The sequence below is a fragment of the Stenotrophomonas sp. 82F1 genome (genome assembly GCF_056861525.1).
The window spans coordinates 273,465-292,767 of the sequence record NZ_JBSPUD010000004.1 but is presented as its reverse complement, the minus strand read 5'-3'; the positions used below and the strand labels follow the sequence as shown (position 1 = coordinate 292,767).

The window sequence follows — 19,303 nt, the reverse complement described above, 5'->3', positions numbered from 1 at the left end:
GATAATGTCGGCATGAGCGAACACGATCTTCCCGCCGGCGTAGCGACCACGCTGCAGCAGGGCCTGGCCAGCATGGGCCTGGCTGCCGAGCTGGCCCCGCCGCTGCTGCGCTACCTGGCGTTGCTGCACCGCTGGAACGGCACCTACAACCTCACCGCCATCCGCGATCCGCAGGAAATGGTCACCCGCCATCTGCTTGATTCGCTGGCGATGCAGCCGTTCGTGGCCGATGGCAGCCTGGCCGACCTCGGTACCGGCCCCGGGTTGCCGGGCATCCCGCTGGCGATCGCCTGCCCGGGCCTGCAGGTCACCCTGGTGGAAAGCAACGGCAAGAAAGCCCGCTTCATGCGCGAGGCGGTGCGCCAGCTGGGCCTGGGCAATGCCCGCGTGGCCGAGTCGCGCGCCGAAGCGCTGGCCGAGCCGGGCAGCTACGATCAGCTGACCGCGCGCGCGATGGACACCCTGGCCGGCATCGTCCGCGTCGGTGGCCACCTGCTGCGCCCCGGTGGCGTGCTGCTGGCCATGAAGGGCGTCTACCCGCATGAGGAGATCGCAGCGCTGCCGGCCGGTTGGCAGGTGCGCGAGGTGGTCCCGCTGAGCGTGCCCGGCCTGGCCGGCGAACGCCATCTGGTCACTGTCACAGGCCCCTGAACCCCGCCGCCACCCCCTTGTGGAACAAGCGGTTGGCGATCCACGATTTCCGCACGGGCCCGGTTGTACGCATAATGACCGGTCCCAGCACACGTCGACGAGGCACACCCGCATGGCCCGCATCATCGCCATCGCCAACCAGAAGGGTGGCGTCGGCAAGACCACGACCGCCGTCAACCTGGCCGCTTCCCTGGCCAACGCACCCAAGCGCGTGCTGTTGGTCGACCTGGATTCCCAGGGCAACGCGACCATGGGCAGTGGCGTGGACAAGCGCGAGCTGGTCTCCTCCACCTACGATCTGCTGCTGGGCGAGTCCAGCGCTGCCGACGTGCGCGTGCAGACCGCCGAAGGCTACGACCTGTTGCCGGGCAACATCGACCTGACCGCGGCCGAGATCCAGCTGATGGCGCAGAGCGAGCGCGAGCAGCGCCTGAAGCGCGCGCTGGCGCCGATCCGCGACGAGTACGACTACATCCTGATCGACTGCCCGCCGGCACTTTCGCTGCTGACCTTGAACGCCCTGGCCGCCGCCGATTCGGTGATCGTGCCGATGCAGTGCGAGTACTACGCGCTGGAAGGCCTGAGCGCGCTGGTGGAAACCATCGAAGCGCTGCGTGCCAACCTCAACCCGGCGCTGGAGATCGAAGGCGTGCTGCGCACCATGTTCGATGTGCGCAACAACCTGGCCAACGCCGTGTCGGCCGAGCTGACCGAGCATTTCGGTGACCGCGTGTTCCGCACCATCGTGCCGCGCAACGTGCGCCTGGCCGAGGCGCCCAGCCATGGCCAGAGCATCGTCGGCTACGATCGTGCTTCGCGTGGCGGCGTGGCCTACCTCGGCCTGGCCGGCGAGATCATCCGCCGCAACAACGAACGCAACAAGGCCAGCAAGGCCGTGGAGACCGTCTGATGACCAGCAAGCCTGCCGCCAAGAAGCGTGGCCTCGGCCGCGGCCTGGACGCCCTGCTGGGGCCCAAGGGCGCGGTCAGCCAGGTGCAGGCCAGCACGGCGGTGATCGAGCCGCTGCCCGGTGAAGTGCTGCGCAAGCTGCCGGTAGGCCAGCTGCAGCCGGGCAAGTACCAGCCGCGTCGCGAAATGGACCAGGGCAAGCTGTCCGAACTGGCCGACTCGATCAAGTCGCAGGGCGTGATCCAGCCGATCCTGGTGCGCCAGCTGCCGGCAGGCAACTTCGAAATCGTCGCCGGTGAACGTCGCTGGCGCGCCTCGCAGCTGGCTGGCCTCGACGAAGTGCCGGTGGTGGTGCGCGAGCTGGAAGACCGCACCGTCATCGCGATGGCGCTGATCGAGAACATCCAGCGCGAAGACCTCAACCCGCTGGAAGAAGCCGAAGCACTGCAGCGCCTTATCAGCGAATTCACCCTGACCCATGCCGAGGCGGCCGAGGCCGTCGGTCGCTCGCGCGCGGCGGTGTCCAACCTGCTGCGCCTGCTGGAGCTGCCGATCGCCATCCGCCTGCTGCTGGAAACGCGCCGGCTGGAGATGGGGCACGCCCGCGCGCTGCTGACCCTGGCCCCGGAACTGGCCAGCAAGCTGGCCCAGGAAGCGGCCGATGAAGGCTGGTCGGTGCGCGAGGTCGAGCGTCGTGCGCAGGCGTTCGCCGCCGGCAAGGTGCCGAGCAACCGTCCGCAGCCGGTGGCCAAGGTGCAGCAGGCCGATATCGCCTCGCTGGAGACCGAGCTGTCCGAAGTGCTGGGCACCTCCGTTGCGATCAACCATGGCCGCGGTGGCAAGGGCAAGCTGATCATCCATTACGCCAACCTGGACACGCTCGATGGCGTGCTGGAGCGGCTGCGCACGCGCCAGGGCTGACCCCGGCGCAGTTTCATGAGCGCACGGCCTGTTCCTGCCGTGTGCCGTCGATTGCAGGGAACGCACCGCCGCGCGTGCCGGAGGTCGTATCGTCCACCCGCGGGTGGGCCCGCTCCGCCCCGTGGCTCATCCAGGGAGCAGGACATGACCATTGAAGTAGACGACGTCAGCCCGGGCGGCAGCCCGATTCTCGTGCACAGCCGCGAGAAGGACTTCACCCCGGCCCACGGCGAAGAACACATCGAGGCGATCAGCGCGTACATCGAGCGCCATCTGGGGCCGATCTCCGGCGTCTTCCACGAAATCATCTCCGATATCGTGCACATCGACGTGCACGTGGTGCCGGCTACCGACGCGTGTCCGTACCTGCGCCTGGTGACCTCGGGCATGAGCGACCTGCCGATGTCCGTGCCCGATGAGGTGGACGCCCCCCGGCACATGGAACTGATGGTGACCCTGCCGGCGGATTGGCCGATCACCCAGGATGCCTTCAAGGACGAGCGCAACTATTGGCCGGTGCGCCTGCTGAAGACCCTGGCGCGGTTGCCGCATGAGTACGACACCTGGCTGGGCTTCGGCCACACCATTCCCAACGGCCATCCGTCCGAGCCCTATGCACCGGGCGTGGGATTCGATGGCGCCATCGTGCTGCCGCCGGTCACCACCCCGGACGACTTCGGCACGTTGGCGCTGGAAGACGGCACGACCATTGAGTTCATGGCGATCGTGCCGCTGTACCCGGAAGAGATGGATCTGAAGCTGAAGAAGGATTCGGAAACCCTGCTGGACCGCTTCGATGCGAAGAACATCCAGGATGTCATCCAGCCGGGGCGCACCAATGTGGCCAAGAAGCGTTTCGGCCTGTTCTAGGCCCTGCGCGTACCATCAGACTTTGTAACCACTGAATTGACCGCTGGATTCCAGGCCCACCGCAATGACCATCCTGCTCACCGGCGCAGCCGGCTTCATCGGTGCCTACACCGCCCGCGCCCTGCTTGATGCGGGCCAGTCGGTGGTCGGCCTGGACAACTTCAACGATTACTACGACCCGCAGATCAAGCGCGACCGCGTGGCCGCGCTGTGCCCGGCGCTGGACCTGCGCACGCTGGACCTGACCGACCGCGATGGCCTGGCCGCGCTGTTCGACGAAATACAGCCGACGGCGGTGATCCACCTGGCCGCGCAGGCCGGCGTGCGCTATTCGCTGGAAAACCCGCACGCCTACGTCGACAGCAACCTGGTCGGCTTCGTCAACATGCTCGAGCTGTGCCGCCACCGTGCCGTGCAGCACCTGGTGTATGCGTCCAGCAGTTCGGTGTACGGCGATTCGGCTACGCCGCCGTTTTCCGAAGACCAGCGCGTGGACCAGCCGCGCTCGCTGTACGCCGCAACCAAGGCCGCCAATGAACTGATGGCCTACACCTACGCGCAGCTGTATGGCCTGCATGCCACCGGCCTGCGCTTCTTCACCGTGTACGGCCCGTGGGGCCGGCCGGACATGGCGCCGCTGCTGTTCTCGCGCGCGGTGCTGGCCGGCCGTTCGATCGATGTGTTCAACGAAGGCCGCATGCAGCGCGACTTCACACATGTCTCCGACATCGTGGCCGGTATTCTCGGCGCCCTCGCGCATCCGGCTGATGGTCCGGTGCCGCACCGGGTGTTCAACCTCGGCAACCACACGCCGGTCGAGCTGGAGCGCTTCATCGGCGTGATCGAGCAGGCCGCCGGTCGCCCTGCGCAGAAGGTCTACAAGCCGATGCAGCCGGGCGACATGGTGCGCACGATGGCCGATACCCGGCGCGCACATGACGCATTTGGCTACGAACCGGCCATGCCCATCGAACAGGGCCTGCCACCGGTGGTGCAGTGGTGCCGCGAGTATTTTGCTGATCGCGCGTGAGAACGCATCCTCACACTGCCGGATTCATCTTCGGATAACCTCGGCGTCGGAAAATGCGCGGTCTTTGTCCCTCCTTGGCCGAGTCCCCCCATGAGCCAACCCGAGCTGTCTGTCGTCGTCCCAGTATTCAACGAGCGTGACAACGTCGCGCCCCTGGTGGCCGAAATCACCGCTGCACTGCGCGGCCGGCTGCCGTTCGAGATCGTCTACATCGACGATCATTCGCGCGACGACACCCTGGCCGTGCTGCAGGGCCTGAAGGCCACCACGCCGGAACTGCGGGTGCTGCACCACGTCTCCCAGAGCGGGCAGAGCACCGCAGTGCGTACCGGCGTCAAGCATGCGCGGGCACCGTGGATCGCGACCCTGGACGGTGATGGCCAGAACGATCCGGCCGACATCCCCAAGCTGCTGCAGGCCCGCGGTGCCGCCGATGCCCAGGTGAAGCTGTTCGCCGGCTGGCGCGTCAACCGCCAGGACAGCGGCAGCAAGCGCTGGGCCAGCAAGTGGGCCAACGCCATCCGTGCGCGCATGCTGCGCGATGACACCCCCGATACCGGCTGCGGCATCAAGCTGTTCGAGCGCAGTGCCTTCCTCGACCTGCCGTACTTCGACCACATGCACCGCTACCTGCCGGCGCTGATGCAGCGCGCCGGCTGGAAGACCGTCAGCGTGCCGGTCAACCATCGCCACCGCACTGCCGGCGTGTCCAAGTACAACAATCTCGGCCGCGCGCTGGTCGGCATCCGCGACCTGCGCGGCGTGGCCTGGCTGATCACCCGCAGCAAGCGCACCGCGGTGGAGGAGCGTTGATGGATCTGCAGCTTCACTGGCTGGACCAGCCGCTGACCTGGCTGTACTGGACCGGCCTGCATGTGACCGGCTGGAAACTGATCGGCTACACCGGCGCGCTGATGTTTGGCGGCCGCTGGCTGGTGCAGTTCGTGGCCTCCAAGCGCGCCGGCAAGCCGGTCATTCCGCGCCTGTTCTGGTACATGAGCGTGGTCGGCAGCCTGATGACGCTGAGCTACTTCCTGTTCTCGGCCAAGCAGGACTCGGTGGGCGTGCTGCAGAACCTGTTCCCGGCGTTCACCGCGTTGTACAGCCTGCAGCTGGACATCAAGCACCGCGGCTGGAAGCGCGACAAGGCCAGCCACTAGGTCTCTGGGGGTCGGATCCCTTTCCGCAGGAAAGGGCTCTGACCCCGTCAGGCTCCCGGCGCATCCACGCATGGCGTGGATCTACTGAAAGACCTTCGTTTTCCTGGTGAGGGCTTTGCCAGAGAGCCACCGGACGCTTGCTTCTGGTAGACGCCGACCTTGGTCGGCACGCTGTGGTAGCGCCGGGCCATGCCCGGCGGCTGTGGGATGGTGGCCAACGTCGGCCGCGCTGCGCGCTCGCGGGGCATGGCCCCGCGCTACCGCGCGCCTTCGGCGCTGGGGTCCCGGCCTGCGGCCGGTTCCCGGCCCTGCCTGCGTTGCAGGCAGGACCTTCGTCCCATGCCATGCGCGGTGCGGGGTGCCATGATCGGGGTCTGCCTTCCCGGGAACCTGTGCTCGTGAAAACCCGTCTTGCCGTAGCCCTGCTGATCGCCCTGTCTGCCCCCGCCGTGGCCCTGGCCGCACCGCCCACCGCCACCGCGCCGGCCAGCGTGGCCACTGAATCGCCCGCCGACGCCGCCTTCCGCGCGCTGTACGAGAAGGAATGGAAGTGGCGCCAGGACGGCGGCGGCGAGGCCAGCGAGGACGAAGACGCCCCGGCCAACGCCACCCGCATGCCCGACGTCGGCCCGGCCGCGCAGCAGGCACGCCTGAAGGTATGGGACGAAACCCTGGCCGCGCTGAAGAAGATCGACCCGAAGACCCTGTCGCCCGACAACCAGGTCAACTACGCGATCTACCGCGACCAGGTGTTCAACCTGGCCGAAGAAGTGCGCCTGCGCGGCTACGAGATGCCGTTCAACGCCGACTCCTCGTTCTGGTCGAACCTGTCCTTCATGGCCCGGCGCGAGATGAAGACCGTGCAGGACTACCAGAACTACATCGCGCGCCTGAATGATGTGCCGCGCTACTTCGACCAGCAGACCGACAACATGCGTGCCGGCCTGAAGCGCGGCTTCAGCGTGCCGCGTGCGGTGCTCGATGGTCGCGAGGTGTCCATCGCCACCGTCGCCGAACTGAAGGATCCGACCGAATCGCCGTTGTACGCGCCGTTCAAGAAGCTGCCCAACACCGTCCCGGCTGCGGAGCAGGCCAAGCTGCAGGCACAGGCGCGCGCGGCGATCAGCGGCAAGGTGGTGCCGGCGTTCCAGCAGCTGCGCACCTTCTTCGTCAACGAATACGTGCCGCAGGCGCGTACCACCCTGGCCGCCGAAGCGATGCCCGACGGCAAGGCGTACTACAAGCAGCAGATCCACGAATACACCACGCTGGACCTGTCGCCCGACGAGATCCACCGAATCGGCCTGGATGAAGTGGCACGCATCCAGAAGGAAATGAACGACATCATCAAGCAGGTGAAGTTCAAGGGCAGCTTTGCCGAGTTCCTGACCTTCCTGCGTACCGACCCGCAGTTCTATGCCAGGACACCGGAAGAACTGCTGTCGCGTGCCGCATGGATCTCCAAGCGGGCGGACGGCCAGCTCGGCAAGTACATGACATTGCCGCGCGCGCGCTTCACCATCGTGCCGGTGCCGCCGGACATCGCGCCGTTCTGGACCGCCGGCCGGGGTGGCATGGGCACCTATTGGCTCAACACCTACAACCTGCCGTCGCGCCCGCTGTACAACCTGCCGGCGTTGACCCTGCATGAATCCGATCCGGGCCATGCACTGCAGGGTGCCATCGCCGCCGAGCAGAAGAACCTGCCGGAGTTCCGCCGCAGTGCCTACATCTCCGCCTATGGCGAAGGCTGGGCGCTGTACTGCGAAAAGCTGGGCGTGGAAATGGGCATCTACGAAACCCCGTACGAGGATTTCGGTCGCCTGACCTACGAGATGTGGCGCGCCACGCGGCTGGTGATCGACACCGGTGTGCACAGCAAGGGCTGGAGCCGCGAGCAGGCGCTGGCCTACCTGCGTGACCACACGGCGCTGAGCGAGCACGAAGTGACCACCGAAGTGGACCGCTACATTTCCTGGCCGGGCCAGGCGTTGAGCTACAAGCTCGGCGAGATCGCCATCGTGCGCCTGCGCGCGCAGGCGGAGAAGGAACTGGGTGACAAGTTCGACATCAAAGGCTTCCACGACACGCTGCTGAAGCAGGGCTCGGTGCCGTTGCCGGTACTGGAACAGCAGATCCAGGCGTACATCGCCGAACGCAAGAAGGCCTGACTCGCCGTGTGATCGGGTCAGAGCCCCGCCGGTGGCGGGGGGCCGACCCGGGCGCGGGGTCGGATCCCTTTCCCACGGAAAGGGCTCCGACCCCCCAACCTCACCCCACCGTCCGCACCTTCGCCACGCGCGCGGCGAAGGTCGGCAGCACCAGCAGGGTCAGCACCGTGGCGGTGATCAAGCCACCGATCACCACCGTCGCCAGCGGCTTCTGCACTTCCGCACCGGAACCACTGGCGATCGCCATCGGAATGAAGCCGACGATGGCCACCAGCGCGGTGGTCAGCACCGCGCGGATACGGCTGGACGCACCATTGATCGCGGCCATCATCGGCACGTCACCAGCGTCCAGGCGCTCGCGGATCGCCTGCATCAGCACCAGGCCATTGAGCGTGGCCACGCCGGACACCGCGATGAAGCCCACCGCTGCCGACACCGAGAACGGCATGCCGCGCAGCAGCAGGGCGAGGATGCCGCCGACCAGCGCCAGCGGCACGCAGCTGAACACCAGTACCGCTTCCTTGCCGCTGCGCAGGGCCATGAACAGCAGGCTGCCGATCAGCAGGAACACCACCGGCACCACTGTGGCCAGGCGCTTTTCCGCGCGCTGCAGGTTCTCGAACTGGCCACCCCAGGTCAGGTGCGCACCGGGCGGCAGCGCCACCTCGGCGACGGCGGTCTGCGCCTCACCAACGAAGCCGCCGAGATCGCGGCCACGCACGTTGGCCTGCACCACCACCCGGCGGCTGCCGTTGTTGCGGCTGATCTGGTTCGGCCCTTCGCTGACGCTGATGCGCGCGACCGAGGACAGCGGAATCACCACGCCGGCCGGCGTGGCGATCGGCAGCGAGGCCAGCTGATCCGGGTCGTTGCGTGCGCTGTCGTCCAGCCGCACAACTACATCGAAGCGACGGTCGCCCTCGAAGATCTTGCCCGCCGCCGTGCCGCCGATGCCGGTAGACAGCGCATCGCTGACGTCCGCGGCGGTCAATCCGTACTGCGCCGCTGCCACATGGTCGATCTTGACGTTGAGCGTGGGCAGGCCGGAAATCTGCTCCACGCGCACATCGGCCGCGCCTTCCACCGCACGCAGTTTCAGCGCCACCTGGTCGGCCACCTTCTGCAGCTGGCTGAAGTCATCGCCGAAGATCATCACCGCCAGATCGGTCCGCACGCCGGAAATCAGCTCGTTGAAGCGCAGCTCGATCGGCTGGCTGAACTCGAAGCTGTTGCCCAGCTGCTGGCCGGCCAGCTTTTCGAAGCGGGCCACCAGCGCTTCCTTGCCCAGCTTCGGATCGGGCCAGTCCGCACGTGGCTTGAGCACGATCACGCTGTCGGAAATGTTGGTCGGCATCGGGTCGATCGCCGCTTCGGCGGTACCGGTACGCGAGAACACCGTTTCCACTTCCGGTTGCTGGGCAATCGCCTTCTCCAGCGCCAGCTGCATCGCCAGCGATTGCTCCAGTGAGGTGGACGGCACGCGCAGTGCCTGCATTGCCACGTTGCCTTCATCCAGTGTCGGCATGAACTCGCGGCCGAGCAGGCCGAACGAACCAATACCCACCAGCAGCATCAAGCCCGCACCCGCCACCACTGACCGCGGACGCGCGACGGCCTGGCGGATGATCGGCTCGATGCGCCCACGCAGCACGCGGATCAGCTTCGTTTCGTGCTCGCCATCATCGCGGTGCGCCTCGCCGTCCTTCAGCTTCGGCTCGCGCACCAGCAGTGCGGCCATCGCCGGCACGAAGGTGAAGGAGAAGATGAAGGCACCCACCAGCGCCAGCATGAAGGTCGCCGCCATCGGGTGGAACGTCTTGCCCTCCACGCCTTCCAGAGTGAGGATCGGCGCGAACACCAGCAGGATGATCAGCTGGCCGAACGCTGCCGGTCGTGCCATTTTGCGCGCCGAATCAGCCGCGACACGCAGGCGTTCCATCGTGGTCAACGCGCGGCCCAGTTCGGCACGACGCTGGCCCAGCATCAGCAGCGTTGATTCGATCACGATCACCGCGCCGTCCACCAGGATGCCGAAGTCCAGCGCACCCAGGCTCATCAGGTTGCCGCTGATGCCGAAGCGGTTCATGCCGATCACTGCGAACAGGAACGACAGCGGGATCACCAGTGCGGTGATCGCCGCCGCGCGCAGGTTGCCGAGCAGCAGGAACAGCACCACCACCACCAGCAGCGCGCCCTCGGTGAGGTTCTTGGCCACGGTCTTGATGGTGGAATTGACCAGCACGCTGCGGTCCAGCACCGGCGCTGCCACGATGTCGGCCGGCAGCGATTTGTTCACTTGTTCCAGGCGCGCGGCGGCGGCCTGGGCCACGGTGCGGCTGTTGCCACCGGCGATCATCAGCGCGGTACCCAGCACGGCTTCATGGCCGTTGCGGCTGGCCGCACCCAGGCGCGGTGCGCGGCTCAGTTCGACCTCGGCCACATCGGACACCCGTACCACCACGCCGTTGCGGGTGGCCACCGGCGCTTGTGCCAGATCGTCGGTGGTCAGCGCCAGGCCATCGGCACGCACCACCAGGCCTTCGCCGGCACGCTGTACGAAGCCGGCACCGGCCTGCACGTTGGAGCGCTGCAGGGCCGTCACCAGATCGGCCAGGCCCAGGCCATGCGCGGCCAACCGCGCGCTGTCCGGGTGCACGCCATATTCCTTGACGTAGCCACCGACGGTGTCCACGCCCGCCAGTCCGGGGCTGGAGCGCATCTGCGGCGCGATGATCCAGTCCTGCACGGTGCGCAGGTAGGTCGCGCGTTCTTCCGGCGTGCGCAGCAGATTGCCTTCCGGCGTGCGGTAGACCTCACCGGCCTGCCAGCCGGCTTCACCGGGCTTGGCCAGCTTCGCAGGGTCGAACGCGGTGAAGTCCACCGTCCACATCAACACCTCGCCGAGGCCGGTGGTGACCGGCGACAGCATCGGCGAGGCACCCTCGGGCAGCGCTTCGGCGGCTTCGCGCATGCGCTCGGCCACCTGCTGGCGGGCGAAGTAGATGTCGGTGGCATCGGTGAAGATCGCGGTGACCTGCGAGAAGCCATTGCGCGACAGCGAACGGGTGGTGGTCAGGCCGGGGATGCCGGCCAGCGCGGTTTCCAGCGGATAGGTCACCTGCCGCTCGATCTGCTCGGGCGTCAGTGCCGGCGCCACGGTGTTGATCTGCACCTGGCGGTTGGTGATGTCCGGTACCGCATCGATCGGCAGCTTGCCGAGCTGGAACAGGCCCACCGCGGCAACGAGTGCAGCCAAGGCCACGACCAGCCAGCGGTGGCGTACCGCGGTTTCAATGATGAGCTTGAACATGGAAGGTCCTCAGTGCCCGTGCTCGGCTTCGCCCTTGGCCAGTTCGGCCTTGAGCAGGAACGCGTTGGCGCCGACGATGCGTTCGTCGCCGTTCAAGCCACCGAGGATCTCGATGCGGTCGCCGGCGCGTCGGCCGGCCAGCACCGGTTGCACCTTGAAGCCGCCCTCGACGGCGACGAAAACCGCGCTGCTGCCATCCACGTTCTGCACGGCATCGGCCGGTACGCTCAACGCGCCATCCTTGCCGTCGGTGACCACCACCGCGGACACCGGCGAACCGGCGGGCGGCAATGCCGCATTTACCGGCGTGGCACGGATCACCGCCACGCCACCCTGCTGGCGCACATCGGCGGCAGAACCGGTGACGGTGGCACTGAAGCTGCCGCCCGGCACGGTCACTTCCAGCGTCATGCCCGGGCTGACCTGTGCGGCCAGCGCTGGCGGTGCGGTGAACACCAGCTCGTTCATCGACGGATCGGCGACGTCGGCCACCGGGCTGCCGGCCGCCACCACGCCACCGGGCGTGACCTGCACGTTGCCGACGATGCCGGCCACCGGGCTGGTGATGCGCACGCGGCCGCTGCTGTCGGGTGAACCGTTGGCGGCGGCCTGTGCCTGTGCGGCCGCGGCCTGCGCCTGTGCCGCCAGCGAGCGCGCGCGTGAGGTTTCCAGTTCCTGACGGGCGACCACGCCCTGTTCGACCAGCGCCTTGTCGCGGCCATGGGCCAGGCGCGCCGCCTCGGCTTCCGCAGCGGCGGCAACCGCATTGGCGCGGAACACCGCCGCCTCGCCGCTGACCACGATCGCCAGCGCCTGGTTCTGCTTCACTGCCGTGCCCGGTGCGACCAGCACGCGCTCCACGCGCCCGGTCACGGTGGAGGCGACCGATGCACGCGCACCGATCGATGGCTCCACACGGCCGGACAGCCGCGTCGAACCGCCGCCGCCGCGGCCGACGGCAACCACGTCGATGCCGGAGGCCTTGATCTGCTCGGGCGTCAGTTGCACCACGCCTTCGTCGGCGTCGGGCACCTTGCGTGTTTCGGCCTTGGCTTCGGTGCTGTCAGCGGCATGACCATGGCCGTCGTCGACCGCTGCCTTGCTGGCGGTATCCGATGCGTCCGGGGTCTGTGCGTTGCCGGAGCAGCCGGCCAGCACTACGGTCAGCAGCAGGCCACCCACCAGGGGGAAAGAGCGGGACAGGTTCATCGGGCCTCCACAAAAGGTGCGCGCCCTTCGAGGCGGGCGAGATCGATTTCCGCGCCGACGCGCGACAGACGCGCGTCCACAGCGGTGCCGCGGGCGGCGATGAGGGCACTGCGGGTACTGCGCAGTTCCAGCTGCGAGATGCGTCCGGCGTCGAAGCCGATGCGGGCCAGGCGATAGGCTTCCTCGGCGGCGACCACGCTTTCGTCGGCCGCGCGGGTACGGCTGCCGGCCGCCTTCAGGCCCGCCACCGCCGACAACCGTTCCGCTTCGCTGTCGCGACGCTGCTGGTCCAGCCGCGCTTCGGCCGCACGCTGTTCGGCACTGGCGGCGCGGATGCCACCACGGTTGCGGTCGAACAACGGGATCGAGAGGCTGACGCCGAGCGTGTAGGCCTGCTCACGGTCCTCGCGGAAACGCGTCTGCGCGGCCGTGACGCTGAGGTCGGGCAGGGCACGCTTGCGCTCCACATCGACCAGGCGACCGGCTGCATCCACCTCGGCTTCGGCGACACGCACGGCCAGTGCCACATCGGTGGCGCCGCGCGGTGCCGGCGGTGCGCGGTCGAGCAGGCTGTCGTCGATCGTCTGCACCGGTGCATCCAGCAGGGCTGCACCGGCCAGGCGGGCCAGTGCGGCATCGCGGAAGGCCTGCGCCTCATCCAGCGTGGCGCTGGCATTGGCCACTTCGCTTTGTGCCTGCACCGCGCGCAACTGCGGCTCGCGGCCATGCTTGACCATGGCGGTGACCGCTGCCGCATCATCGCGGGTGAGGGTCAGCGCTTCGTCGGCCAGGGTGTAACGACGCAGGGCGCTTTCCGCCTGTGCGTAGATCGCCGCCAGCTGGCTGGCGACATCGCTGCGGCTCTGCGAACCACGCAGGGCAGCGGCCTGTGCCTCGGCGCGGGCGGCGCGGACGCGCGCGCCGCGCTGGCCCCAGACCTCCAAAGGCTGGGACAGGGTAAGTACGGTGTCGGCCCTGCCCATGCCGCCGTAGGAGCCCGTGCCCCAGGCGTTTTCGGCGGACCAGGAAAGGGAGGGGTTGGGCAGCGCCCAGGCCTGGTCGGCGCGGGCGTCGGCCGCCTCGGCCAATGCCGCGCCGACGCGGGTGCCGGGCAGCTGGTCGAGACGTTCAAGCAGAGTGTCGTACGAAGGTGCGGCTTGTGCGGCGACTTGTGCGGCGGGGATCAGGCCCAGCAGCACGGCGACGACCAGCCCGGCCGCGCGCGGCGACCGACGTGTCAGGATCGACATAGGGGGATTCCGGTTGTGAGTGAAACGGGAGCCCGCGATTGCGGGACGCGTTCAACTCACGCCCGGGGAGGACGTGCCAGTTCGTCCTGGGCGACCGCATAGGTCGCCGCGTCGCCTGCATTCATCCAGCGCGCCGGTTGCGGCGTGCCAAAGGCGGCGAAGGTGCTCGCCGGCAGGCTCAGGTTGGAGTGGTGGCAGTGGTTATGACTGCAGGCACCGGTGTGCTTGCCGTCGTTGTCACTGTCACCGTCGGGCTCTTCGGCAGCCGGCTCCACATGCACCACGGTGCTGTCGTGCGGTTCCACCGCACACGCCAGAACATCGGCCACCGGCACGACCACGAACGCCGCCATCAGCAGCATCAGCAGGGTCGAACGAAGGTGGCGGGCGATCCGGCGCATGGAGGGGAGGCTAGCAAGCGGTTTTCGGTGGATACAATATCAATGGCCACCTCGGGAATTCGTCGGAACCTGCCGTTCAGGTGCGCCGCGCACGGGACTGCTGCTCTGGTAGGTGCCGACCTTGGTCGACACGCCTTTCGGTCCGTGGGGTGGGACACCGGGATGCGCTTCTGTAGAGCCGAGCCCATGCTCGGCTGCTTTCGTGCGACCAGCCGCCCCGGTAGGTGTCGACCTTGGTCGACACGCTTTTTGACCCCCGACACATTGCCGGCCAGCGGCTGGCACTACCGGTCTGCAGGCAGCTTCGCGATCACCTTGATCTCGAACTGGAACCCATACAGCCAGATCACGCCGATGCCGGTCAGGGTCGGGAGGCGGACGTTGCCTGGCAGATCGCACCGGCTCCAAGCCATGCGCACCAGCGCCTGCTTGTCGGAATTGGCTCTTGGTGGGAAAGGTCGGGGCCGGGAAAATTCCGGCAACACGCCGCAGAAGCCCAGAGAATCGACTCGATGAACTACTACGCGCTATCCCAGGCAAATCCGCCAGGATGCCCCTCGTACTATCTGGACGCTCAGCTTCACGACAGGTTTCATCCTTTCCATCCTGCTGTTTCCCATGGCCGATTCCCTTGGTACGCCAGGGCCAGAACTGACACGGCACGGGTCTTCACAGACACCATGGTGCTGGTTGGCCCTGAGGCGAGTCATTCCCACGACATCGTCCGCATTACCTCGCACATTTACATTGCAAGCCAGAAGTTCATGGCAGCCTGCCTGAAATTTGATGCCAGGATGATCGACTTCAGGGGCATTCCTCATGTTTCAGAGAAGGGATGGACGACTTCAAAGAGTGAGTACAGTGCCATCATCTTCCATGAGACCAGCTTCTCCTCCGTCGCCTCTGAGGAAAACCAGATGGCGTATAGCAAGTATGGAGAGTCTCGCAGGATCAAGAAGCTGCGCGTGAAAAGCTCCTTCAAAGAACACTTGTTCCGGCTTAAGAACATGGAAGGCTCCAGCAACACCTTGATCTGCTCGGAGGACTTTCGTGCTTACGTCGGCGATAGTCTCAGCGACGTCGAATTTGTTGATACCGCGGATGTGGAGTGGCCGCGAATCAAGCCGATCTGACTCGCCCGACGACGTGGAAACAGGCGAGCGCAGGTCAACGCCCGTCGTTGCCGGCCAGCGGCCGGCACTACCGGTCGGCGGGCAGCTTCGCGATCACCTTGATCTCGAACTGGAAGCCATACAGCCAGGTCACGCCGATACCGGTCAGGGTCGGGTGCGGCGCTTCGCCCCAGTACTCCGGCACGATCGCCCAGGCCTTTTCGAAGTTGGTTTCCGGGTCGACCAGGAACACGGTCACGTCGATCACGTCGTCGAACGTACAGCCGGCCGCGGCCAGTACCGCGTTGAGATTGTCGAAGGCGCGGCGCACTTGGGTCTCGAAGTCCGGCTCGGGCGAGCCGTCCTCGCGGCTGCCGACCTGGCCGGAGACAAACAGGAAGCCATTGGACCGGATCGCCGGCGAGTAACGGTTGCGCTCGTACAGCGCCTGCCGGCCGGCGGGAAAGACGACATCGCGGTGGGACATACGGGGGATTCCAGACGGGAGGAGACCATCCTCCCCGCTGCCGCTGTCTGGATAAACCGCGATGATGCGCCTAGATTGATTGGTAATTCCAAATAATCAGGGCCGCTGACATGGACCGCTTCGAGGCGATGCGGGCGTTTGCCAGGGTGGTGGAGACCGGCAGCTTCACCCGCGCCGCGCACACCCTGCAGCTCAGCCGCACCACGGTCACCCAGCTGGTACAGCAGCTGGAGGCGCATCTGCGCCTGCGTCTGCTCAACCGCACCACGCGCCGGGTCAGTGTCACCGCCGATGGCGCGGCCTATTACCCGCGCATCGTGCGCCTGCTGGCCGAGCTGGAAGAGGTCGAGGGCGGCCTGGGCGATGCCGCCGCACAACCGCGCGGTCGCCTGCGCATCGATGTGCCCGGACCGTACGCGCGGCTGCGGCTGGTGCCGGCGCTGCCCGGTTTCCAGGCGCGCTATCCGGAGATCCAGCTGGAGGTGGGGGTCAGCGACCGCGAGGTCGATGTCATCGCCGACAACGTCGACTGCGTGATCCGTGGCGGCACCCCGGCCGACCCGGCGTTGGTGGCGCGGCCGTTGGCGAGCCTGCCGATCGGCTTCCATGCCAGCCCGGGCTATGTGCAGCAGTTCGGTATGCCGGAACACCCGCGCGCGCTGCAAGGGCCGGACCACCACACGGTCGGTTTCCTCAGCCCGCGCAGTGGCCGCGCCCGCGTGTTCAGCGCGAAGCGCGGCGCCGAGCGCTTCGAGGTGCAGGGGCGCTATTCCATCGGCTTCGATGATGGCAACGCCTATCTGGCAGCGGGTCTGGCCGGCCTCGGCGTGGTCGCGTTGCCCAGCTACATGGCCGAACCGCACGTGGCGCGCGGTGAGCTGCTGCCGGTGCTGCAGGATTGGCAGCTGCCGCCGATGCCGATGCACGTGATGTTCCCGCCGAACCGGCACATGAGCCAGCGGCTGCGGGTGTTCATTGATTGGGTGGTGGAGACGTTGGGCTGAGCCACCGCTCGATCGCCGCCACGCCGCATGCCACTCCGTCCTCGTTCGCCATTGCAGCGCCCAGCGCGGCTGCACGCACGCGCGTATCCGCCTGCTCGGCGAACGCCAGTGCATTGGCCAACGCCTGCGGCTGCAACCGTTTCGGTGACAGCGGCGCAGGCGCTACACCCAGCCGCTGCAGGCGATCGGCCCAGAAGAACTGGTCGGCGGCGAACGGCATCACCATCGACGGTATGCCGGCGCGACAGGCCGAATGCGTGGTGCCGCTGCCACCATGATGGATCGCCAGCGCGCAGCGCGGCAGCAAGGCTTCATGCGGGGTGGGCCCGATCACAAATACCGTGTCGGGCAACGCCATGTCGGGCACGCCGACCCAACCGGGGAACAGCAGCACGCGGCGCGGTGCCAGCGCCGACAACAGCGCCGGCAGCACACGTTCGCGGTCGAAGCCGGTCATGCTGCCGAAGCCCAGGTAGACCGGCGGTGGCCCGGCATCGAGGAAGGCCTGTAGTTCGGCTGACGGCTGCCACGGCGCTGCGGGTGCCGACCACTGGCCGCACACGAGGTGGTCGGCCGGCCAGTCCGAAGGCGGCGGCAACAGCTGTGGCGAGATGCCGTACAGCATCGGCAGGCCGGTCCACAGCGAGCGTCGTGGCCGCTGCCCGGCGTGCTGGCGGGCAGCGTTGATCGGGCCGCGGAACTGCCGCCAGATCAGGCCGTTGACCAGCCCGTAGCTGGCCCGGTTCAACCATCCCGGCGAGCGCCCGGGTGGCAGGAAGGGCGAGCGGAATGCGCGCGTTGGCGTCAGCGGAATCATGCCGGCGCCGATCACCGGAAGACCACGACGTTCGCCAACGCTCATGCCGACGAACGCCGCCAGGCCGCCGGTCATGATCGCATCGCAGCCCTCGGCTGCAGCATCGGCCTGGCGCATCCAGCCGGCGACGTGCTGCAGCGCCATCCGTGCCAGCCCGGTGCTGGCGGCGGCCACGCCGTTGCCGCGTGAGACCAGCGCCACCACTTCATCGTGGATGTCGCCTTCCAGCGCCGCGTGCGGGACGCCCATTGTTTTCGCGCTGCCCAGAGTGCCGCCGTCGGCCAACAGCATGACCTCGTGGCCGGCCGCGATCAGCCCGTGGCAGAGCATGACCAGCGGGCGCGTATCGCCTTCGGTGCCGTAGGTGAGGGCCAGCAATCGCATTGGAGCCTCCGCAGTGAAACGGCAGTATGCCGGTATCGCAGTGTTCGTCCCGCCTACCCGCTGGCGCGCCGCATGGGACAATCCCGCATCACCTGCCCACGCTGCACGGGCGCGCGCACCAGGATCCAGCACCGCATGACCGCACTGCCTTCACTACCGTCCCTTGTCTCCTGCCTGCGCGTTGCTGCTCACAGGTGTGCGGCATGAGCCGCGTCGTTGCGCTGGATACCGAAACCACCGGCATCTCGCATCGTCTCGGCCACCGGGTGATTGAAATCGGGGCGGTGGAACTGATCGATGGGCAGCTCAGCGGCCGCCAGTTCCACACCTATCTGCAGCCGCAGCGCAAAGTGGACTGGGGCGCGCAGCGCGTGCACGGCATCAGCGATGCGATGCTGGTGGGCAAGCCGCTGTTCGCGAGCAAGGCCGCCGAGCTGCTGGAGTTCCTGGGTGGCAGCGAGATGGTCGCGCACAACGCCACTTTCGATGTCGGCTTCCTCGACAACGAGCTGCGAATGGCCGGCATCCCGGGCACGCTGGCCCAGCACTGCCGCATCACCTGCAGCCTGAAGCTGGCGCGGGGGCGCTGGCCCGGCCAGGGCAACAAGCTGGACGATGTGCTGCAGCGCCTGCGCATTCCCGGTAATCGTGGCCTGCACGGCGCGCTGAAGGACGCCCATCTGCTGGCCCAGGTCATTCCGCACCTGCGTTGAGCTGGCCCTGTCGCCGTTGTAGAGCCGAGCCGACGCTCGGCTGCTTCTCCCCGTATGACCCAGCCGAGCGTGGGCTATGCGCTACAAGGGGCCCCGTCGCCGTGCTCAGGCCTTGCCCTGTGGGTAACTTGCGCAAGGCCTTGATTGCGTGCATAATGCGCGGCTCGCTGTGTCCGGTTTCGTGCCGGGCGGCGCCCCCGGGAGCACGTCCCCGGCCGCCCAACGCCAGCGTAACCCTTTGATTCTCTTGACGTGTGGTGGGCAACCATCGAGGCCGCCGTCTCCCGGGCTACGGGCTGACACAACTTACTATCGAGGTGCGCCATGTCCCGCGTATGCCAGGTTTCCGGCAAGCGAGTGCAGACGGGTAACAACGTCTCGCACGCCAACAACAAGACCCGTCGTCGTTTCCTGCCGAATCTGCACGAGCGCCGCTTCTGGGTTGCCAGCGAGAACCGCTGGGTGAAGCTTCGTGTTTCCGCGCATGCACTGCGCACCATCGACAAGAACGGTATCGATTCCGTTCTGGCTGAGCTGCGTGCGCGCGGCGAAAAGGTCTGAGGAGTAGACGATCATGGCAGGCAAGCGCGATAAGGTCCGTATGATTTCGACCGCTGGTACCGGTCACTTCTACACGACCGACAAGAACAAGAAGAACACCCCGGGGAAGATGGAATTCTCCAAGTACGATCCGGTCGTGCGCAAGCACGTCCCGTACAAGGAAGGCAAGATCAAGTAATCCGCAAGGATTGCTGATTGCCTCCGAAGAAACCCGCCCTCGTGGCGGGTTTTTTTGTGGTCCTCCGCCCCCGGTAGGTGTCGACCTCGGTCGACACGTTCCGACCCCGGTGGGTGCCGACCGTTGGTCGGCACGCTTGGCGCGGCTCGACTCCACCCACCCCGC

The 19,303-nt window shown here is 67.2% G+C and carries 19 protein-coding genes and 1 pseudogene; 13 read left to right on the top strand and 7 right to left on the bottom strand.

Annotation, left to right across the window (positions count from 1 at the left end; translation table 11 throughout):
- Window positions 1-12: 12 nt before the first annotated feature.
- The 8 genes from rsmG to AC13GI_RS07510 all read left to right on the top strand — a co-directional run bounded on the left by rsmG (window position 13) and on the right by AC13GI_RS07510 (window position 7,712).
- Window positions 13-651: a 16S rRNA (guanine(527)-N(7))-methyltransferase RsmG gene (gene rsmG / locus AC13GI_RS07545; protein ID WP_033832551.1), complete on the top strand. Its 639-nt coding sequence runs from the start codon at window positions 13-15 to the stop codon at window positions 649-651.
- 112 nt (window positions 652-763) lie between these two features.
- Window positions 764-1,561 (top strand): ParA family protein, encoded by a 798-nt coding sequence (locus tag AC13GI_RS07540; RefSeq protein ID WP_032976776.1) that lies wholly within the window; start codon window positions 764-766, stop codon window positions 1,559-1,561.
- Complete coding sequence (locus AC13GI_RS07535; protein ID WP_089237881.1) at window positions 1,561-2,481, top strand: ParB/RepB/Spo0J family partition protein; 921 nt, start codon at window positions 1,561-1,563, stop codon at window positions 2,479-2,481. The genes AC13GI_RS07540 and AC13GI_RS07535 overlap by 1 nt, the downstream gene beginning before the upstream one ends.
- A gap of 144 nt (window positions 2,482-2,625) precedes the next feature.
- Complete coding sequence (locus AC13GI_RS07530; protein WP_482995957.1) at window positions 2,626-3,351, top strand: suppressor of fused domain protein; 726 nt, start codon at window positions 2,626-2,628, stop codon at window positions 3,349-3,351.
- Between the two features lie 64 nt (window positions 3,352-3,415).
- Window positions 3,416-4,381 (top strand): NAD-dependent epimerase/dehydratase family protein, encoded by a 966-nt coding sequence (locus AC13GI_RS07525; RefSeq protein WP_482995956.1) that lies wholly within the window; start codon window positions 3,416-3,418, stop codon window positions 4,379-4,381.
- A 90-nt stretch (window positions 4,382-4,471) separates the two neighbouring features.
- Window positions 4,472-5,194: a glycosyltransferase family 2 protein gene (locus tag AC13GI_RS07520; protein ID WP_482995955.1), complete on the top strand. Its 723-nt coding sequence runs from the start codon at window positions 4,472-4,474 to the stop codon at window positions 5,192-5,194.
- A complete protein-coding gene (locus AC13GI_RS07515) occupies window positions 5,194-5,541 on the top strand; it encodes a lipid-A-disaccharide synthase N-terminal domain-containing protein (protein ID WP_482995954.1) in 348 nt (115 codons plus the stop codon). Before AC13GI_RS07520 ends, AC13GI_RS07515 begins: the two co-directional genes overlap by 1 nt.
- Before the next feature lie 398 nt (window positions 5,542-5,939).
- Window positions 5,940-7,712 (top strand): DUF885 domain-containing protein, encoded by a 1,773-nt coding sequence (locus AC13GI_RS07510; protein WP_482995953.1) that lies wholly within the window; start codon window positions 5,940-5,942, stop codon window positions 7,710-7,712.
- A gap of 100 nt (window positions 7,713-7,812) precedes the next feature.
- Here the strand turns inward: AC13GI_RS07510 and AC13GI_RS07505 are convergent, their stop codons facing one another.
- The 5 genes and pseudogenes from AC13GI_RS07505 to AC13GI_RS07485 form a co-directional block, all read right to left on the bottom strand.
- The gene (locus AC13GI_RS07505) at window positions 7,813-11,022 is read right to left on the bottom strand and encodes an efflux RND transporter permease subunit (protein ID WP_482995952.1); all 3,210 of its coding nucleotides are present in this window, start codon (window positions 11,020-11,022) and stop codon (window positions 7,813-7,815) included.
- A gap of 9 nt (window positions 11,023-11,031) precedes the next feature.
- Window positions 11,032-12,231, bottom strand: coding sequence for an efflux RND transporter periplasmic adaptor subunit (locus AC13GI_RS07500; RefSeq protein WP_482995951.1), 1,200 nt, complete (start codon window positions 12,229-12,231; stop codon window positions 11,032-11,034).
- On the bottom strand, window positions 12,228-13,481 hold the full coding sequence (locus tag AC13GI_RS07495; protein ID WP_482995950.1) for a TolC family protein: 1,254 nt from the start codon (window positions 13,479-13,481) through the stop codon (window positions 12,228-12,230). The genes AC13GI_RS07500 and AC13GI_RS07495 overlap by 4 nt, the downstream gene beginning before the upstream one ends.
- Window positions 13,482-13,537: 56 nt before the next feature.
- Complete coding sequence (locus AC13GI_RS07490) at window positions 13,538-13,882, bottom strand: hypothetical protein (protein WP_099819917.1); 345 nt, start codon at window positions 13,880-13,882, stop codon at window positions 13,538-13,540.
- Between the two features lie 284 nt (window positions 13,883-14,166).
- Window positions 14,167-14,268: pseudogene (locus tag AC13GI_RS07485) on the bottom strand (RidA family protein); the annotation flags it as partial.
- A gap of 126 nt (window positions 14,269-14,394) precedes the next feature.
- Between AC13GI_RS07485 and AC13GI_RS07480 the strand changes: the two are divergent.
- Complete coding sequence (locus AC13GI_RS07480) at window positions 14,395-15,015, top strand: hypothetical protein (protein WP_482995949.1); 621 nt, start codon at window positions 14,395-14,397, stop codon at window positions 15,013-15,015.
- A gap of 67 nt (window positions 15,016-15,082) precedes the next feature.
- Here the strand turns inward: AC13GI_RS07480 and AC13GI_RS07475 are convergent, their stop codons facing one another.
- The gene (locus AC13GI_RS07475; RefSeq protein WP_100461983.1) at window positions 15,083-15,481 is read right to left on the bottom strand and encodes a RidA family protein; all 399 of its coding nucleotides are present in this window, start codon (window positions 15,479-15,481) and stop codon (window positions 15,083-15,085) included.
- A gap of 110 nt (window positions 15,482-15,591) precedes the next feature.
- Between AC13GI_RS07475 and AC13GI_RS07470 the strand changes: the two genes are divergently transcribed.
- A complete protein-coding gene (locus AC13GI_RS07470) occupies window positions 15,592-16,485 on the top strand; it encodes a LysR family transcriptional regulator (RefSeq protein WP_482995948.1) in 894 nt (297 codons plus the stop codon).
- Here AC13GI_RS07470 and AC13GI_RS07465 read toward each other — a convergent pair.
- Window positions 16,454-17,686 carry a glycosyltransferase gene (locus AC13GI_RS07465; RefSeq protein ID WP_482995947.1) on the bottom strand — a complete coding sequence of 411 codons (1,233 nt, stop codon included), beginning with the start codon at window positions 17,684-17,686 and terminating at the stop codon, window positions 16,454-16,456. The genes AC13GI_RS07470 and AC13GI_RS07465 overlap by 32 nt on opposite strands.
- Window positions 17,687-17,889: 203 nt before the next feature.
- Between AC13GI_RS07465 and AC13GI_RS07460 the strand changes: the two genes are divergently transcribed.
- From AC13GI_RS07460 to rpmG, 3 genes are all read left to right on the top strand, one after another.
- The gene (locus tag AC13GI_RS07460) at window positions 17,890-18,399 is read left to right on the top strand and encodes a DNA polymerase III subunit epsilon (protein WP_482995946.1); all 510 of its coding nucleotides are present in this window, start codon (window positions 17,890-17,892) and stop codon (window positions 18,397-18,399) included.
- A gap of 324 nt (window positions 18,400-18,723) precedes the next feature.
- Window positions 18,724-18,960, top strand: a complete 237-nt coding sequence (gene rpmB, locus AC13GI_RS07455; protein WP_005411638.1) for a 50S ribosomal protein L28 — start codon at window positions 18,724-18,726, stop codon at window positions 18,958-18,960.
- Between the two features lie 10 nt (window positions 18,961-18,970).
- Window positions 18,971-19,138, top strand: a complete 168-nt coding sequence (rpmG, locus tag AC13GI_RS07450; protein WP_170272460.1) for a 50S ribosomal protein L33 — start codon at window positions 18,971-18,973, stop codon at window positions 19,136-19,138.
- The last annotated feature ends 165 nt before the right edge of the window (window positions 19,139-19,303 follow it).

Bases quoted from the DNA above. Each gene is read 5' to 3' on its own strand.
- rsmG (WP_033832551.1), top strand. From the start codon at position 13: ATGAGCGAACACGATCTTCCCGCCGGCGTAGCGACCACGCTGCAGCAG.
- AC13GI_RS07470 (WP_482995948.1), top strand. From the start codon at position 15,592: ATGGACCGCTTCGAGGCGATGCGGGCGTTTGCCAGGGTGGTGGAGACC.
- AC13GI_RS07520 (WP_482995955.1), top strand. From the start codon at position 4,472: ATGAGCCAACCCGAGCTGTCTGTCGTCGTCCCAGTATTCAACGAGCGT.
- AC13GI_RS07525 (WP_482995956.1), top strand. From the start codon at position 3,416: ATGACCATCCTGCTCACCGGCGCAGCCGGCTTCATCGGTGCCTACACC.
- AC13GI_RS07495 (WP_482995950.1), bottom strand. From the start codon at position 13,481: ATGTCGATCCTGACACGTCGGTCGCCGCGCGCGGCCGGGCTGGTCGTC.
- AC13GI_RS07515 (WP_482995954.1), top strand. From the start codon at position 5,194: ATGGATCTGCAGCTTCACTGGCTGGACCAGCCGCTGACCTGGCTGTAC.
- AC13GI_RS07530 (WP_482995957.1), top strand. From the start codon at position 2,626: ATGACCATTGAAGTAGACGACGTCAGCCCGGGCGGCAGCCCGATTCTC.
- AC13GI_RS07505 (WP_482995952.1), bottom strand. From the start codon at position 11,022: ATGTTCAAGCTCATCATTGAAACCGCGGTACGCCACCGCTGGCTGGTC.
- AC13GI_RS07480 (WP_482995949.1), top strand. From the start codon at position 14,395: ATGAACTACTACGCGCTATCCCAGGCAAATCCGCCAGGATGCCCCTCG.
- AC13GI_RS07460 (WP_482995946.1), top strand. From the start codon at position 17,890: ATGAGCCGCGTCGTTGCGCTGGATACCGAAACCACCGGCATCTCGCAT.
- AC13GI_RS07500 (WP_482995951.1), bottom strand. From the start codon at position 12,231: ATGAACCTGTCCCGCTCTTTCCCCCTGGTGGGTGGCCTGCTGCTGACC.
- AC13GI_RS07490 (WP_099819917.1), bottom strand. From the start codon at position 13,882: ATGCGCCGGATCGCCCGCCACCTTCGTTCGACCCTGCTGATGCTGCTG.
- AC13GI_RS07540 (WP_032976776.1), top strand. From the start codon at position 764: ATGGCCCGCATCATCGCCATCGCCAACCAGAAGGGTGGCGTCGGCAAG.
- rpmB (WP_005411638.1), top strand. From the start codon at position 18,724: ATGTCCCGCGTATGCCAGGTTTCCGGCAAGCGAGTGCAGACGGGTAAC.
- AC13GI_RS07465 (WP_482995947.1), bottom strand. From the start codon at position 17,686: ATGCGATTGCTGGCCCTCACCTACGGCACCGAAGGCGATACGCGCCCG.
- AC13GI_RS07475 (WP_100461983.1), bottom strand. From the start codon at position 15,481: ATGTCCCACCGCGATGTCGTCTTTCCCGCCGGCCGGCAGGCGCTGTAC.
- AC13GI_RS07535 (WP_089237881.1), top strand. From the start codon at position 1,561: ATGACCAGCAAGCCTGCCGCCAAGAAGCGTGGCCTCGGCCGCGGCCTG.